This is a genomic window from Methylobacterium haplocladii (assembly GCF_007992175.1).
Lineage (GTDB): Bacteria > Pseudomonadota > Alphaproteobacteria > Rhizobiales > Beijerinckiaceae > Methylobacterium > Methylobacterium haplocladii.
Genome location: NZ_BJZT01000014.1, coordinates 138,653 through 154,642, shown reverse-complemented (window position 1 = coordinate 154,642; position 15,990 = coordinate 138,653). Strand labels below are relative to the sequence as shown.

Sequence of the window (15,990 nt, the reverse complement as noted above, 5' to 3'; positions counted from 1 at the left end):
TCACCGCTGCTGGAGACACGTATGGGCGACGCCGGAGTACCGCCACGCGCCGCGCGCGGATCCCTCCTCGGCGTCACCCGGCGCAGCATCCTCGTCGGGCTCGGCGCGACGGCCCTGACCGGTGGCGCCACGGCGGCCTATGCCGTCGGCGTCGAAGCGATGCGGCTCGCCGTCACGACCTACCGCATCCGCCCGCGCGGACCATGGCCGAGCGGGACCTCCCTTCGCATCGTCGCACTCTCCGACATCCATGCTTGCGAACCCTGGATGTCGGTCGCCCGCATCGGGGGGATCGTCGCGGCCGCGAACGCGCTGAAGGGCGATGTCATCGTGCTGCTTGGCGACTACGTTGCCGGCATGAGGACGGTCACGCGCTACGTCGATGCGGCGGAATGGGCGCCGGTGCTGGGCCGGCTCACGGCGCCGCTCGGGACCTACGCCATCCTCGGCAACCACGATTGGTGGGAGGACGAGGCAGCGCTGGTGCGCGGCCACGGGCCGACCGTCGCCGGCGAGGCCCTGACGCGCGCCGGCATCCGCGTGCTGGAGAACGACGCCCTGCCCCTCGATGTCGGCGGGCACCCGGTCTGGCTCGCTGGCCTCGGCGACCAGATCGCCTTCGTGCCGCGGGGAAAGCGCTACGGGCATCCCAGGATCGGCGTCGACGACTTGTCCGCGACGTTGGCGAAGATCCCCAAGAACGCGCCTGCCATCCTCCTCGCCCACGAGCCGGACATCTTTCCGGACGTTCCGGCCCGCATCACGCTGACGCTCAGCGGCCATACCCATGGCGGCCAGATCCGCCTGTTCGGCTGGGCGCCTGTGGTACCTTCGCGCTACGGCGACCGCTTCGGCTACGGCCATGTCCGCGAGCAGGGCGATCTCGTGGTCTCGGGCGGCCTCGGCATGAGCATCGCGCCGATCCGCATCGGGGTGACGCCGGAGATCGTGGTGGTGGAACTGACGGACCGCGAAGGAGAGACTTAGGCGCAGCGCGGCAGCACGGTGCGCAGCCTGTCGATCAGGCCGTGGACGTGGCCGGCTGCGCATGGCGCGCTGAAGTAGTAGCCCTGCAGCTCCGTGCAGCCCTCGCCGACGAGGACGGCCTGCTGCTCCACCGTCTCGACACCCTCGGCCACCACGGACATCTTGAGCGCCTGACCGAGGCCCATGATCGCCCGCACGATCGCGATGTTGTCCTCCGCAGCGAGGTCGCTGACGAAGGAGCGGTCGATCTTGATCTTGTCGAAGGGGAAGCGGCGCAGGTAGCTCAGCGACGAGTAGCCCGTGCCGAAATCGTCGAGCGCGATGCGCACGCCGAGATCGCGGATCTGGTGGAGCGTGGTCAGCACCAAAGCGTCCTCCATGATCAGCACGGATTCGGTGATCTCGAGTTCGAGCCGGCGCGGATCGAGGCCGGAGACGTCGAGCGCACGCACCACCTCCGCCGCGAGGAACGGATTGTTGAACTGGACCGGCGAGAGGTTCACGGCGACGCTGACGGCGTCGGGCCAAGCCGCCGCCTCGGTGCAGGCGCTCTGCAGCACCCATCGCCCGATCGCCTTGATCAGCCCGGTCTCCTCGGCGAGGGGGATGAATTCGTCCGGTGAGACGACGCCCCGCACCGGGTGATTCCAGCGCAGAAGCGCCTCGAAGCAGCAGACGCCGCCCCGGCCGGCATCGACGAGCGGCTGGAAGACCAGCTCGAACTGGCCCTTCTCCAGCGCGGTGCGCAGGTCGAGTTCGAGCAGGCGCCGGATCTGGAGCTTGCGATCCATCTCGGCCGCGAAGAAGCGGAAGGTGGAGCGTCCCTCGACCTTGGCCCGATACAGCGCCACGTCGGCGTTCTTGAGGAGCGCGGTGGCGCGCTCGGCCAGCGTCTCGCCGGGCGCGCCGTCCTCGCGGGCGATGCCGATGCTGACGCTGATCGCAACCTGGAAGTGCTCGATCTCGAAGACGGTGCTCAGCGCTTCGATGATCCGCTTAGCGAGCCCCTCGGATTCGGCCGCGCCGCCCGCCTCGGCCTGGATGATCGCGAACTCGTCTCCGCCGAGACGTCCGACGACGTCGGTGGCGCGCACGCAATCGAGGAGGCGTTGCGCGACCACGCGCAGGAGGTCGTCGCCGATCATGTGGCCGAGGGTGTCGTTGACCGCCTTGAAGCCGTCGAGATCGAGGCACAGCACCACCGGACCGCGCTCGCGCGCCTTGTCCAGCGCCTCCTCCAGGCGTTCGCGGAAGAACGTGCGGTTCGGCAGCTTGGTCAGGCCGTCGTAGCGGGCCATGCGCTCCAGGCTCGCCTCCGCGTGCAGTCGCTCGGTGACGTCCTCGAAGGTGTCGACCCAGCCGCCATCGGCCATGGGCTGATGGGAGAGCGCGATGACGCGGCCGTCCGGCATCTCCAGATTGTGCGTGCCGGGCACGACATGGACGGCCGGCACGCCGGAGACGACGAGCGATCCCGGCCGCGCGCCGTCGACCGGCGGACCGAACATCTCCTCGAAGCGGCGATTGTAGACCGCGAGCCGGCCGTTCGCGTCGAACATGCTCAGGCCCTGGATCATGTTGTCGAGGGCGCCCTCGAACCGGCCGTTCTGAAGCCGCAGCAGCTCCGCCTGCCCCGTAGCCGCGGCGGCGAGGCGGTTGATATGCCCGATCTTCTCCACGAGGCTCGCCTGCATCCGCGCCAGCGCCCGCAACAGTACGGCGACCTCGTCGCGACCGCGGGTCTGGATCTCGGTGTCGAGCCGCCCCGAGGAGATGGCGCGGGCGGCGGACACGGCGGTGCGGATCGGCGGGAGCACCGCGCGAGCCAGCAGATACGAGATCAGGATCGCCGCGAATGCCGACAGCCCGACGGCGATCAGGGTCTGCCGGTTGGAGGCTTCCGTCAGACGCTCGATCTCACGCCGATCCCGGGAGGCGTCGGCAGCGTGGATCTCCACCGCACCGTCGAAGTCGCTCTCGAGCGTATCGAGCGCCTGGAACATCGCCGGCGTTCCGCGCTGCCGCAGGATATCGCGCAGGGTGAGAAGCCGGTCGCGGAGCCGGTCTGCCGACGCCCGCGCCGCTGCGCTGACGCCGCGCTCATGCGCAACCGAGAGATGCGCCAGCATGCTGGGCAGTGCCGCTGCGAGGACCAGCGATTCGTTGGGAGACCGCATCGCCGCAGGGCGATCCCGCATGCGAACCTCTTCCCGCTCCAGAGACGCGCGAAGCTTGAGCAGGCCGTTCTGCGCCGAGCGCAGATTGCCCATGGCGATGAAGGTCTGGTCGTAGGTACGGGTCGCGAAGGCGCCGATGCCACGCTGCGTCCACTGGGCGTAAGCGCCGAGGAGACCGGTGGTGAACGCCATGAGCAGGCAGGCGGTGAAGAACTTCGCCCGCAGCGAAACGGCCATGCTGCGTATGCGCCGGAGGCTCGCACGCCGCTTGAGGCGACGCATCCGGCTTCGGCCGGCGGCGATGAGTCTGCGTCTCATCGGGCGCTCTCTCCTCTCGCACCGTCCGGCACAGCGACGCCGATGGGGCAAGAGTAGGCACCCGGGCTTAAACCATTGCTAAGCCGACGATTTGATCCTGAAATCAGTTTCCCGTGTCCGGGTTCGAACGGGCCGCTCCGCAACACCGGCGTAGCGTCGTACGGAAGGGCTCAGCCCTGACGCTGGGCCTGCGTCACGGCGACATGGATCAACTCGGCCAGGGTGCGCACGCCGAGCTTCTGCCGCATCTGAGAGCAGGCATTGGTCACGGTCTTGTAGCTGACCGACAGTTCCGAGGCGATGGTCCCGTAGGACTTGCCCTGGGCCAGCCGGGCCAGGATCTGCTGCTCGCGCGGCGTCAGCTGCGTCTCGGGCGTGCGGCGCGGGTCGGCGCGCAGCATGGCGACCTCGGTGGCGAGCCGGCGGTCGAGGTAGACGTCGCCTTTGCGGACCTGCTCGAAAGCCTGGAACAGCTCGTTCGAGCCGTGGTCCTTCAGCACGTAGCCGAGCGCGCCGGCCTCCAGCGCCCGTGAGACGATGACGGGGTCGTTGTGCATCGAGAAGACCAGGATGCGCGTCGCCGGCTCGACGGCGCGCATGCGCCGGATCAGGCCGAGGCCGGCGAGGCCGCTGCCCTGGAACGTGAGATCGCAGATCACCACCGGCGGCCGCAGCCGGAAGAAGGCGCGGTAGCCGGCGACGACGCCCGTCGCCTCGGCGACGGTCTCGATGCCGGCATCCTCCAGCACGCGCCGGCATCCCTGCAGCACGATCGGATGGTCGTCGATGACGAGAACCGGCAGGACGGCGCGGCTTCGGCTCGGGTCGGGGCGGGTCAGGGCGTTCATGGCGTGCGCGCGTTCAGGACGAGGGCGGGGATGGCGGGTCGGCGGACTGTGCCTCCGCGCCTCTCTCGGGGACGATGGGGATCGCGATCCGCACAACCGCTCCCGAAGAGGCGTTGTCAAGCGCGAAGCTGCCGTCGAGTGCTTCGACCCGCTCCCGCATGCCTGAGAGGCCGAGGCCGGTGCCGTGATCCGGCGCGATTCCCGCCCCGTCGTCGCGCACGACGACATGCAGGATTGCGGGGCCGGGACCGGAGCTCTCGCGCGCCTCGGCGCGGACATGCTTGGCCGCGCCGTGCCGGACGGCGTTGGTCATGCTTTCCTGGATGCAGCGAAACACGGTGAGGTCGACGAGGTCGCCGTAATCCCGCGCCAGTTCCTCGAAGCTGCCCGTGAACAGCGTGCCGGGGTGACGTCGCCCGAAATCGGCGAGCAGCAGGTTGAGGCATTCGGCGAGCGGCACCTGGCCGAGCGCGTGCGGACGCAACCGGTTCAGGAGCTCGCGGTTGCGGGCCTGGACCTGCCCGACGATGCTGCCGATCTCCGCCGCCCGCGCCGCGAGCTTGCCGCGGTCCGGCACGCTCTCCCCTTCCGCGATGCGTGCGACCGAGGCGGCGTTGGCCTCGAGCGCGAACAGGCAGGGTCCGAACTCGTCGTGCAACTCCAGCGCGATGCGCCGGCCCTCGTCGTCCTGCGCCGTAAGGAGTTGGCGGTTCAGCCGGCCGTTGGCGTCCCGGGCCTCGCGCAGCGCGCCGGCGACGCTGTTGAAGCGCTCGGCGATCGCCGCGAGTTCGCGGGAGGCCGGCGGATCGAGATGGGCGGTATAGTCGTGGCGCTCGAGCTGGGTCAGGCCCTCGGCCAGGCCCTCGAGGGGGCGCAGCACCCGGCCGAAGGCGATGGTGAGGGCGGCGAGCACTGCGAGGTTGAGGAGCAGGCTCGCCAGCGACAGCGAGGCCGCATAGCCCCAGACCTCGTCGATCTCGTCGAGGGGCTCCTCGGTGACGACCGCCTTGCCGATGCGCTCCCCGTTCACGACGATCGGCAGGTCGTGCTGCTCCGGCGGCGGCGCGATCAGCGCGACGAACCACGACGGCGCCACGTGCCGATCCCGGCGCTTGTCCGGCAGCACGAAGCCGGTGCGCTCGCCCTTCGCATCGAAGACCGCGACCCGCACGTGCCGCAGGGTCTGGAAGCGCAGGTCGAGGGTGTGGAGCAGGCTGTCGGGCGTCGGGCTGCGGGCCATGCGGATGGTATCGGCGACGAGCGGCTCCACGGTGGCGCGGGTCGCGTTCATCTCGACCTTCACCGCCGAGCGCGCGTTCAGAACCATCACGCCGCAGGAGACGAAAGCCGCGATCAGGTCGATGGCGAGCACCACCAGGATCAGCCGCGTGCGCGTCGGCAGCGTCGCCCAGATCGAGGCGCGGCCGGGCGTCCCGACCCGCGCGGCGGACGGCGCATCGAACTGCGTAGCCTTCGGCATCATGGTCATCGGCGCGCCGCTCAGGTCGCCGCCGCGTCTGTCTGCGCCGGCCCCCGGCTCGGGATATTTCGGCAAGGGACCATCGGATAACGCACTTGAATCTTTGCTGTTTCGGCTCGCGCTGCAAACTCGCCGATCACCGCGGCGATGTCCATGTGGCGCGCCCACGGGATGCACTGATGATTCTCTTAAGGATGACCGGCTCGCCGGCATGCAGGCCGCTCGGATCGACGGGCGGCCGGAGCGATGCGGAGTCGAGCGTTCGCCCGGAGGTGGCCGAGACGAGTCTCGCCGCGCTTCATCGCGGGATCACCCAAGTGCTGGCCGGTGACCCTTCGTTAATCGCGCTGATCTAAATCAGTTTCTCTGCGAATGCTTGTGCGCGACGACTGCGCTGGGCTTTGCAGACATCTTGTGGCCGCAATGTCGGGGTCGTGTCGTTGCCATCGTACAACGTTCGAGAGTCCGACCCGATGGCGGTAAACATCGATCCGTCCGAGGTCCGCAACGCGACCTCCCCCTCGCAGCCGAGCGCGAGGCCTCGCCTCCGGCTGCCGACCCGCGCCGTGCTGATCGGCGGTCTCGGCGGAGCGGGGCTTCTCGCCTTCTCCGTCGGCGCCTTCTCGTTCTTCTCGACGCTGGCCGATCCCCGCGCCCGCACCCCGCGGCCGATGCAGGCCGCGGCCTCCATGCCCGACCTGAAGGACGGAATGCCGGCCCTCGTCAACGGCGAGCCCGCTGCCGCCGCGACGAAGGCCGCCACCCTCAATCTTCCCCGGCCCATCGTGGCCGAGCCGCAGCCGCTCCCTGTCGAGCAGGCCGCCGTCCCGACGCCGATCGCCGAGCCCGCACCTGCCGCACAGGCGGCCGTCGGCGAGGCCCAGGCACCGGCTCTGCGCACCGGCCCGACGCCGCCGCCGATCCAGAATGCGGCGACGTTGCCGGAAACGCGCACGGCGCCGACCGTCGCCCCGCCGACCCGCACCGTCGCGACCATCGCCCCGGCCCGCGCCGAGACCGTGAAGGCCAAGCCGGTCCAGGCGAATGCCGTCGCGTCCGTTGCGCCGAGCCCAGCCCGCGAGCCGGTGGCGGAGCCGACCGCCACCGCGACGGCCTCGGCTCAACCGCCGCGCAAGCCCGTCGCCGCCAAGCCGCCGGTGCAGAAGACGGCTGCGCGAAAGGCCCCTCCGACCAAGACGGTCGCCGACGCCGAACCGGCTGCCGCGCGGGCACCCACAGCCGCAGCCTCGGACGAGTCCGAAATTCCCGGCGCACGCCAGTTCCGCGCCGGCGTCAAGGCGATCGGCGGGCTCTTCGGCGCTGACGAGTAAAAGCGACTGAGCCGGGATCTCGTCGGACGTCGCGGTCCTGCCTCCGTTCACTGCCGCACCACGAAGCAAGCCAGGGTCACATCCGCGATTGGGTGGATGGACCTGGGTCGGTTGGTTGCGCTCGCAGTGACGAGGAGAGGCGCTCAGCCGCGCTGGCGCTTCGGCGGCTTGCCGACTTCGCGGCGGTGTTTGGCGGCGCGAGGGCTATGCTGCTTGGGCGGTGCGGCGCCCTCCCCCTGCAGCATTTCGATGGCGACGTCCGGCGGCCCGCGCTCGGCGAAGGCGGCTGCGAAGTCGGCGGCTGCGGCGGCGCGGATCTCGAACTTGGTCTCGCGATCGAAGATCCGGATGGCCCCGATATCGCCGCGCCCGATGCCGCCGCGACGCGAGAGCATCGGCAGGAGGCGGCGCGGATCGGCGGAATCGCGCCGGCCGATGTTGAGCCGGAACCAGACCGAGGGGCCGTCGTCGCCGACGCGGGGCGCACCGACCGGCGCCGGACCGCGCTCGCCTGCGCCGGTCTTGCGCTGGCTCTGCCGGGAATCGGTCGAGAAGTTCGGGTCGCTGACGTCCTCGGGGGCCGGAATGCGGGCGCGGTAGGCACGGGCCAGGGCGGCAGCCAGCTTTTCCGGTGGGAGCTTGGCGAGCAGGGCGTCCGCCCATTCGCGATCCTCCTCGTTCGGTTCTTCGGCGAAGGAGGGGTCGTCGAGCATGCGGTCGCGGTCGAGGGCGCGAACCTCCTCGGCGGTGGGCGGGCCGCTCCACTCGAAGTTCACGCCGGCAAGCTGCAGCATTTGTTCGGCGCGGCGGCGGCGCGAGGCCGGGACCAGGAGCACGCTGGTGCCCTTGCGGCCTGCGCGGCCGGTGCGGCCGCTGCGATGCTGCATCACCTCGGCATCGTGCGGCAGGTCGGCGTGGATGACGAGGTCGAGCCCCGGCAGGTCGATGCCGCGGGCGGCGACATCGGTGGCGACGCAGGTGCGAGCCCGGCCATCGCGCAGGGCCTGGAGCGCGGCGTTGCGCTCGCCCTGGCCGAGTTCGCCGGAGAGCGCCACGGCGGTGAAGCCGCGCTCGATCAGCGAGGCCTGCAAGTGCCGCACGCCCTCGCGGGTGTTGCAGAAGACGATGGCCGTGGGGGCATCGACGTAGCGCAGCACGTTGACGACGGCATGCTCGATCTCGCGCGGGAGAACGCGCACGGCGCGATACGAGATGTCGGCATGGCCGCGCGAGGCGCCGGCGACCGCGAGGCGCAGGGCATTCCGCTGGTAGCGCTCGGCGAGCGCCGTGATCAGCTTCGGCAGGGTAGCCGAGAACAGCAGCGTGCGCCGCGTGGTCGGCGCCGAGGACAGGATGAACTCGAGGTCGTCGCGAAAGCCGAGATCGAGCATCTCGTCGGCCTCGTCGAGCACGACGGCTTCGAGCGTCTCGGTCTTGAGGCGGCCGCGCTCGATATGGTCGCGCAGACGCCCCGGCGTGCCGACGACGATGTGGACGCCGGCATCCAGCGCACGGGCCTCGCGGCGCGGATCCATGCCGCCGACGCAGGAGACGACGCGAGCGCCGGTCTCGGCGTATAGCCAGGTGATCTCGCGCTCGACCTGCAGCGCCAGCTCGCGCGTCGGCGCGATCACCAGCGCGAGCGGGGCGCCGGGCGGGGGCAGCGTGCCCTCCTCGGTGAGCAGGCGCTCGGCGACCGCGATGCCGAAGGCGACGGTCTTGCCCGAGCCGGTCTGGGCGGAGACGAGGAGGTCGCGGCCCTGGGACGCCGCATCGAGCACGGCCTCCTGGACGGGCGTCGGCTCTTCGTAGCCACGTGCGGCAAGCGTCCGCGCGAGCGGGGCTGGAAGCGTCGGAAACGGCACGGGCAATCGACCTTGGAGAGCGGGGGGCGGGATCGTGGGGGAACACGGCGCTGATCGCGTCGGCGTTCCTCCGGCCGCGAGCCGGTCTCGAACGAGAAGCAAGAGGGGTTCGTACCCTTAAGCGCTCGCAAAGGCCACGCCCTGCAACGCATGGCGCTCGTGCGGTGCGGCACCTGCCGCCGTGGACGGTCGCCGCTCGAAAATCGCTCGGCGCGTCATCGGCTTGTCCCGCCGGAACCTGCATGGCACGAGACCACGGGTCTTTAAGGAACGGAGCGGATGGGATCGGTGGTGCGCTTGGTGATCGCCTGGGCGAGCGTCGCGGCGTTCGCCGTGTTCGGCGCTGGCTGGCTCGGGGACCTGTCATCGCCGCTCTGGGCGATCGGGCTGTTCCTGTGGCTCTTCCTCGTCATCATGTGGTCGGCCTTCGGCGTGGTGCATGAGGCGGAGGACCTGGCCCATCGCCTCGGGGAGCCGCTCGGCACCCTGATCCTGACGCTGTCGATCGTCGTGATCGAGGTCGTGCTGGTCTCCGCGGTGATGCTCTCGGCCAAGGACGCGCCGACGCTCGGCCGCGACACGATGTTCGCCGTGCTGATGATCGTGCTGAACGGCGTCGTCGGCCTCGGCCTGCTCATTGGCGGCCTCCGGCACCACCAGCAGCGCTACAACCTGAAGGGCGCCGCCGCCTTCCTCTCGGTGATCATCCCGCTGACCGTGATCGCGCTGATCATCCCGAACTTCACCACCTCGACCACCAACGGCACGCTGACGCCGTTCCAGGCGATCTCGTTCTCGGTCTTCACGATCGCGCTCTACGGCGTATTCCTGCTGATCCAGACCAACCGGCACCAGAGCTTCTTCCTGGAAGCCGGGGTCGAAGAGGGCGATGCCCAGACCGAATCCGGCACGGGCGACGCCTCTGCCAAGGCCCTGCTCATCCATATCGGCCTGCTGCTCGCCAACATCCTGCCGATCGTGCTGCTCTCGAAGAGCCTCGCCACCGTGCTCGACCACGGCATCGCAGCGCTCGGCGCACCCCAGGCATTGGGCGGCGTGCTGATCGCCGGCATCGTGTTCACGCCGGAAGGCATCAGCGCGCTGAAGGCCGTCTCGCGCAACGAATTGCAGCGCGCGATCAACCTGTGCCTCGGTGCCGCCACCTCGACGGTGGGGCTCACCGTGCCGGCGATCCTCGCCGTGGGGCTGCTGACGAACCAGACCGTCATCCTGGGCCTCGCCCCCACCGAGATGACGCTGCTCGCGGTGACGCTGATCCTCAACACGCTGACGTTCTCCGGCACCCGCACCACGGTGCTGGAGGGCGCCGTGCATCTGGTGCTGTTCTTCGTCTACCTGACGCTGATCTTCTCACCTTGAGCCCGCATCGTTCGGCAAAGTTTCCTGCGGTTTGCGGACCACAATGATGCGAGCCTGACTCCATGGACACGCTCGTCGTCGGTGCCGGCGTCGTCGGTCTCGCCATCGGGCGGGCGCTAGCCCTGCGCGGGCACGACGTGATCGTAGCCGAGGCCGAGAGCGCCTTCGGCACCGGCGTGTCGTCGCGCGGCTCGGAGGTGATCCATGGCGGGATGTACTATCCGGCCGGCTCGTTGCGCGCCCGCCATTGCGTCGCGGGACGCCGGCTCCTCTACGCCTTCTGCGCGCGCCACGGCGTCCCGCACCGGGCCTGCGGCAAGCTCATCGTCGCGACGTCCGAGAGCGAGCGCACCGGACTCGAAGCGATCCACGCCAAGGGCCTCGCCAACGGCGTCGAGGGCCTTCGGCTGCTGGAGGGTGACGAAGCGCGGCGGCTGGAGCCGAACCTCGCCTGCGTCGCGGCGCTGGATTCGCCGGCCACCGGGATCGTCGACAGCCATGCGCTGATGCTGGCGCTGGTCGGCACGATCGAGGATGCCGGCGGCGCGCTGGCGTTGCGCACGCCGATCGAATCGGCTCGGCGCGAGAACGGCCGCTGGCGGGTCCGCTACGGCGGCGACGGCCGCGGCACCCTCGACGTCGATGCGATCGTCAATGCGGCCGGGCTCGGCGCGCAATCCCTGGCTCGCGCCATCGACGGCTATCCGCCGGAGCGCGTGCCGCGGCAGGTGCTCGCCAAGGGCCGCTATTTCGGCTGCACCGGCAAGCCGGCCTTCACCCGGCTGATCTATCCGGCCCCGGTCGAGGGCGGGCTCGGCATCCACCTCACGCTGGACCTCGCCGGCCGCATGCGCTTCGGCCCCGACGTCGCCTGGGTCGAGACGGCGGATTATTCGGTCGAGCCCGAGATGGCCGCCGAGTTCGAAGCCGCGATCCGGCGCTACTGGCCGGCCCTGCCCGACGGGCGTCTGACGCCGGACTATGCCGGCATCCGGCCCAAGCTCACCGGCCCCGGCGAGCCGGCCGCGGATTTCATGATCGACGGGCCGGCCGAGCATGGGTTGCCGGGGCTGGTCCAGCTGTTCGGGATCGAGAGCCCCGGGCTGACCTCGGCATTGTCGCTGGCGGAGGATGCGGCCGAAAGGCTGCTCACGTGAAGCCGACCGATACGGCTTCGGACGAACCGCTTGTGTCCGCTTCCGTCTTTGCGAGCGCAGCGAAGCAATCCAGGGCCGAACCCGCAACGTCAGAGCGTTGGCCCTGGATTGCTTCGCCTTCGGCTCGCAAAGAAGGAGGAGGATTGAGGAGACGGCAGTGCGATATCACCCCCCGAACCGCTCCGTCCGGATGATCCCCGGTTTCACCGCTGCATCCACCAGCAGATCCGACACCGATCCCACGAACCCGTTGCTGCCGCACACGAAGACGTGGCGTGGCTTGCCGACATGGTCGAGGGCCGTCTCGATCATCACGCGGTCGATGCGGCGGCCGGCGGTGGCGCCTTCTCGGGTGGTGAGGAGGGTCAGGTCGAAGCCGGGCGCGTCGCGGGCGCGCACCTGCAATTCGTCGAGGGCGATGGCTTCGGCGAGGTTGCGCACCGAATAGATCAGCAGCATCGGCGTCTCGCTGCGTGCCGCGAAACGCGCCCGGATCATCGCGAGCAGCGGCACCACGCCGGAGCCGCCGCCGACAAGCAGCACCGGGCCCTCGTCCTCCGGCGACCAGACGAACGATCCGCCGATCGGCCCGCGCAGCTCGACTTCGTCGCCGACCTCCGCCACCCCGGCGAAGTAGCTCGACACCTCACCCTGCTCGAGCCCCTCGATCATGAGTTCGAGACCGGCGGCGTCGCCGGGGGCGGAGGCGATCGAGTAGCTGCGCTGGGCGCTGTAACCGTCCGGCGCGGTGAGCCGCACCTCGACGTGTTGGCCGGCGCGATGCCGGCCAGCCAACCCTTCGAAGCGGAAGCTTTTTACCCGTGGCGTGACCGATGCGATCGCGCCGATCCTGGCCGTTTGCCAGGGAATCTTATCGGCGGCCAAGCGCTCAGTCTCCGGTGAAGCGCTGCTCGCGCCAGGGGTCGCCGTACATGTGGTAGCCGCGCAGCTCCCAGAAGCCGCCTTCGTCCTTCTGCGTGAAGCGCAGGCCCTTCACCCATTTCGGGCTCTTCCAGAAGTAGAGATGCGGCACGAGGAGGCGCGCCGGGCCGCCATGGTCGGGCGGGATTGGCTTGCCCTCGTAGGATGTCGCGACCATCGCCTTGCCGCCGGTGAGATCGGCCACCGGCACGTTGGTGGTGTAATCGTCGAAGCCCTCGAACAGGGTGAAGGCCGTGCTGGCCTCGACGCCGGCATCCTGCAGGATGTCGTCGAAACTCACGCCCTCCCAGGCCGTGTCGAACTTCGACCACTTGGTGACGCAGTGGATGTCGCCCTTCCAGCGCGTCCGCGGCAGTTTGGCGAATTCGGTCCAGGTCCAGGTCTTGAGAGGTCGCGGGCCGTCGCGAAGCGTGAAGCTCCAGGTTTCCTCGGTGACCCGCGGGGTCGGGCCGAGCTGGAGCACCGGAAAGTCGTCGGTGAGGTACTGGCCAGGCGGCAGGCGCTCGGCGATCTCGGCCGCGGGCGGACGCCCGGAAAAGCCCCGTGTCACCATCCGCCCTGTCCTCCCGGTTCGGCTGCACCCGTTTCGACCGGTATGCTCCCGGAGCCGCCGGAGATCAAAGGCCGGGTGGACGGCCGGCCTACTTGGCCGCAGGCGGCCCATAGGGCGGGCGCGGGATCGCACGGTGCGCGGCCCGCAAAGCCGCGGACCACCGCTCGCGCAGGTCGTGGAAATAGGGCTCGCCCGCCTCGATCCGGTGATCGACTTCGAGCGTCAGCGCGTCGCGGCGCAGGACGGCGATGTCGATCGGCAGGCCGACGCCGAGATTCGAGCGCATCGTCGAATCCATCGAGACCAGCGCCACCTTGAGCGCATCGTAGAGGTCGAGCTTCGAGGTCACGGCCCTGTCGAGGATCGGCTTGCCGTATTTGTGCTCGCCGATCTGCAGGAACGGCGAATCGTGCCCGCATTCGATGAAGTTGCCGGCCGAGTAGACCATGAACAACCGCATCTCCTCGGTGCCGATCTGGCCGCCGAGCAGGAAGGACACTTCGAAGCGGATCTTGGCCTGCTCGAAGCCGTCATGCTCGATCTTGCGCACCTGCCGGATCGCGCGGCCGACGAGCTGGGCCGCCTTGAACATGGTCGGCGCGTCGGACAGCTTTTCCGGCGGCTGACCTTCGATGTCGTCAACGCCCTCGCGGAGCATGCTGACCACGGTCTGCGTCACCGAGAGGTTGCCGGCCGAGGCCAGCATGATCACGCGCTCGCCGGGCACGTTGAACAGGTGCAGCTTGCGATAGGTCGAGATGTCGTCGAGGCCTGCATTGGTGCGGGTATCGGCGATCATGAGGAGGCCGTCCTCGACCAGGACTCCGACGCAGTAGGTCATCGCGAGAGCGGCCTCGTCACGGGGAAAGCGGGCGCCCCGATGACATGTCGTGCCACCGCCATGCAAGGTGATCTTTCGGGATGGGCGGTTTCAGACGGTGTGGCGGACCGACCCGGCCCGGCCGCTCAGCCCTGCGATTGCCGCTGCGAGCCCTGACTCTGGGTCTGGCTCTGTCCCCGCTGGGGCTCGTCGACCTTCAGCCGCACCTCCAGCCTCTCGGTGCCGCCGCCGACGCGGCTGCCGCGGATCGGAGCCGCGCCGAGATAGTCGAGGCCGATCGCGACGCGCACATGCGCCTCGGTCGCCGAAATGCCGTTGGCCGCGTCGAAGCCGATCCAGCCGAGATCGGGCAGGAGCGCCTCGGCCCAGGCATGGCCGGCGCTCTGGTCCTCGACACCGTCGTCGCGGCGGAAATAGCCGGAGACGTAGCGGGTCGGGATCTCCAGATGGCGGGCGGCGGCGATGAAGATGTGCGACAGGTCCTGACAGACGCCCTTGCCGGCCTCGAAGGATTCCGCTGCCGTCGTGCTGGCGCTGGTCGGGCCCGGTTCGAACACGACGCGGTCGTGCACCGCTTCGAGCAGCCGGTGCAGGATCGACAGCCGCGACTGGTCGCCGCCGGACGTCGCCTTGGCCGCGAAAGCCTGGATCTCGGCGCTCGGATCGGTCAGCGGCGTGTCACGCAGGTAGAACGGTTCGGGCAGGCGCTCGACGCCGCCGCGCACGATGCCGCTGGTGTCGAAGGTCTCGACCTCGCCGGTGACGCGCACGGTCAGCGCGCCGGCCGCGTCGTCGGCGGTGAACCAATGGACGATGTTGCCGAACCCGTCCTCGCGGGCGGTGAGCCGGCCGTCGACCGAGGGCTCGATGCGCCACTCGCGCACGTGCTGGCCGTCATGGTCGCGCGGGGTCAGCCGAAGGACCTGGATCAGGCCGCGGGCGGGCTGCTCGTAGGTGTAGATCGTGTCGTGGAGGACGCGGATGCGCATGCCTTGGTCCCGGATGCGTCGAAGGAAAGAGCGAGAGTCGGATCGCCGCCGAGCCTACACCAGATACTGCTCGCTGATCGCCGCCCCGAGCTTGTTGTTCTCGCCGATGAAGTGCTCGATGAACTCGTGCAGGCCGGAGGCGAAGATCCGGTCGATGTCGGCCCCGAGCAGATGCGCGCGCAGGTTGCTCGCGAGCCGCTGGCTCTCTCCGCGGCGGCCGTAGGAATCGGCGATCAGGTCGAGATGCTCCACCAGCATGCCGAGGCAATTGGTGAGCGAGCGGGGCATTTGCCGGTTCAGGATGAGCAGATCCGCGACGAGCAGCGGCTTGATGCTCTCGCGATAGACCCAGTGATAGGCGTTGAAGGCCGAGACCTCGCGCAGGATCGTGGTCCACTGGAAGTAGTCGAGGCTGCCGCCGATCCGCTCGGAGGCCGGCAGCAGGATCTGGTACTTCACGTCGAGGATGCGGGCGGTGTTGTCCGCCCGCTCGATCGCGGTGCCGAGGCGGGTGAACCAGTAGCCGTCGTTGCGCAGCATGGTCCGGTAGGCCGAGCCGTCGAAGGCCAACGAGACCTGCTTCACCCAGTCGAGGAAATGCGAAAACTCGTCCCGGGTGAGGTCGCGGCCCTCGTAGTTGCGAAGCTCCAGCCAGGCGCCGTTGATCGCGTCCCACATCTCGGTGGTGAGCGCGGTGCGGATCGAGCGGGCATTCTCGCGGGCCGTCTCGATGCAGGAGCGGATCGAGGACGGATTGTGCCGCGAGAAGGCGAGGAAGTCGCAGACCGTGTGCTCGTTGACCGCGTCGTAGTGCTTCTTGAACTCGTCGGCGTCCCCGGTGGAGGCGAGCGCCGAGGCCCACTCGTTGCTCTCGCGCCCGCCGTAGCTCGACGGCAGCGCCGCGAGGCGATGCGCGGCGTCGAGGATGCGCGCGACGAAATCGGCACGCTCCGCATAGCGCGAGAGCCAGTAGAGGTTGTCGGCAGTACGAGACAGCATGGCTCAGATCACGGCCGGTTTCGGCCGCCAGGGCCGGTGTCGAAGGGGAAGAGCGCGAGGTCATCGCAAGGGACGGCAGCGACCGCCACCTCTGTCACGGGCCTCTGCTCGCAAAACGTGCAG

The 15,990-nt window shown here is 69.6% G+C and carries 13 protein-coding genes; 4 read left to right on the top strand and 9 right to left on the bottom strand.

Annotation, left to right across the window (positions count from 1 at the left end):
- Positions 1-21: 21 nt before the first annotated feature.
- A complete protein-coding gene (locus MHA02_RS08075) occupies positions 22-987 on the top strand; it encodes a metallophosphoesterase (protein ID WP_147078125.1) in 966 nt (321 codons plus the stop codon).
- On the opposite strand, the gene MHA02_RS08070 is transcribed toward MHA02_RS08075, so the two are convergent.
- The 3 genes from MHA02_RS08070 to MHA02_RS08060 form a co-directional block, all read right to left on the bottom strand.
- The gene (locus MHA02_RS08070) at positions 984-3,482 is read right to left on the bottom strand and encodes a putative bifunctional diguanylate cyclase/phosphodiesterase (protein ID WP_147078124.1); all 2,499 of its coding nucleotides are present in this window, start codon (positions 3,480-3,482) and stop codon (positions 984-986) included. The two genes, MHA02_RS08075 and MHA02_RS08070, sit on opposite strands and share 4 nt — an antisense overlap.
- A 170-nt stretch (positions 3,483-3,652) precedes the next feature.
- Positions 3,653-4,330 carry a response regulator gene (locus MHA02_RS08065; protein WP_147078123.1) on the bottom strand — a complete coding sequence of 226 codons (678 nt, stop codon included), beginning with the start codon at positions 4,328-4,330 and terminating at the stop codon, positions 3,653-3,655.
- A 13-nt stretch (positions 4,331-4,343) separates the two neighbouring features.
- Entirely contained in the window at positions 4,344-5,813 is a 1,470-nt protein-coding gene (locus tag MHA02_RS08060) for an ATP-binding protein (protein WP_147078151.1), read from the bottom strand.
- Between the two features lie 470 nt (positions 5,814-6,283).
- Between MHA02_RS08060 and MHA02_RS08055 the strand changes: the two genes are divergently transcribed.
- Complete coding sequence (locus MHA02_RS08055) at positions 6,284-7,141, top strand: hypothetical protein (RefSeq protein WP_147078122.1); 858 nt, start codon at positions 6,284-6,286, stop codon at positions 7,139-7,141.
- A gap of 143 nt (positions 7,142-7,284) precedes the next feature.
- Here the strand turns inward: MHA02_RS08055 and MHA02_RS08050 are convergent, their stop codons facing one another.
- On the bottom strand, positions 7,285-9,006 hold the full coding sequence (locus tag MHA02_RS08050) for a DEAD/DEAH box helicase (RefSeq protein ID WP_147078121.1): 1,722 nt from the start codon (positions 9,004-9,006) through the stop codon (positions 7,285-7,287).
- A 279-nt stretch (positions 9,007-9,285) separates the two neighbouring features.
- Between MHA02_RS08050 and MHA02_RS08045 the strand changes: the two genes are divergently transcribed.
- Both MHA02_RS08045 and MHA02_RS08040 read left to right on the top strand, forming a co-directional pair.
- Positions 9,286-10,386, top strand: a complete 1,101-nt coding sequence (locus MHA02_RS08045; protein WP_147078120.1) for a calcium:cation antiporter — start codon at positions 9,286-9,288, stop codon at positions 10,384-10,386.
- A gap of 62 nt (positions 10,387-10,448) precedes the next feature.
- Positions 10,449-11,543: an NAD(P)/FAD-dependent oxidoreductase gene (locus MHA02_RS08040; RefSeq protein WP_147078119.1), complete on the top strand. Its 1,095-nt coding sequence runs from the start codon at positions 10,449-10,451 to the stop codon at positions 11,541-11,543.
- A 165-nt stretch (positions 11,544-11,708) separates the two neighbouring features.
- Here the strand turns inward: MHA02_RS08040 and MHA02_RS08035 are convergent, their stop codons facing one another.
- From MHA02_RS08035 to MHA02_RS08015, 5 genes are all read right to left on the bottom strand, one after another.
- The gene (locus tag MHA02_RS08035) at positions 11,709-12,428 is read right to left on the bottom strand and encodes an FAD-binding oxidoreductase (RefSeq protein WP_147078118.1); all 720 of its coding nucleotides are present in this window, start codon (positions 12,426-12,428) and stop codon (positions 11,709-11,711) included.
- A 4-nt stretch (positions 12,429-12,432) separates the two neighbouring features.
- Positions 12,433-13,038 (bottom strand): sulfite oxidase-like oxidoreductase, encoded by a 606-nt coding sequence (locus tag MHA02_RS08030; protein ID WP_147078117.1) that lies wholly within the window; start codon positions 13,036-13,038, stop codon positions 12,433-12,435.
- A gap of 88 nt (positions 13,039-13,126) precedes the next feature.
- A complete protein-coding gene (locus MHA02_RS08025; protein WP_147078116.1) occupies positions 13,127-13,879 on the bottom strand; it encodes a proteasome-type protease in 753 nt (250 codons plus the stop codon).
- 125 nt (positions 13,880-14,004) lie between these two features.
- The gene (locus MHA02_RS08020) at positions 14,005-14,868 is read right to left on the bottom strand and encodes a transglutaminase family protein (protein ID WP_147078115.1); all 864 of its coding nucleotides are present in this window, start codon (positions 14,866-14,868) and stop codon (positions 14,005-14,007) included.
- 54 nt (positions 14,869-14,922) lie between these two features.
- Entirely contained in the window at positions 14,923-15,867 is a 945-nt protein-coding gene (locus tag MHA02_RS08015) for an alpha-E domain-containing protein (protein WP_147078114.1), read from the bottom strand.
- Between the last annotated feature and the right edge of the window lie 123 nt (positions 15,868-15,990).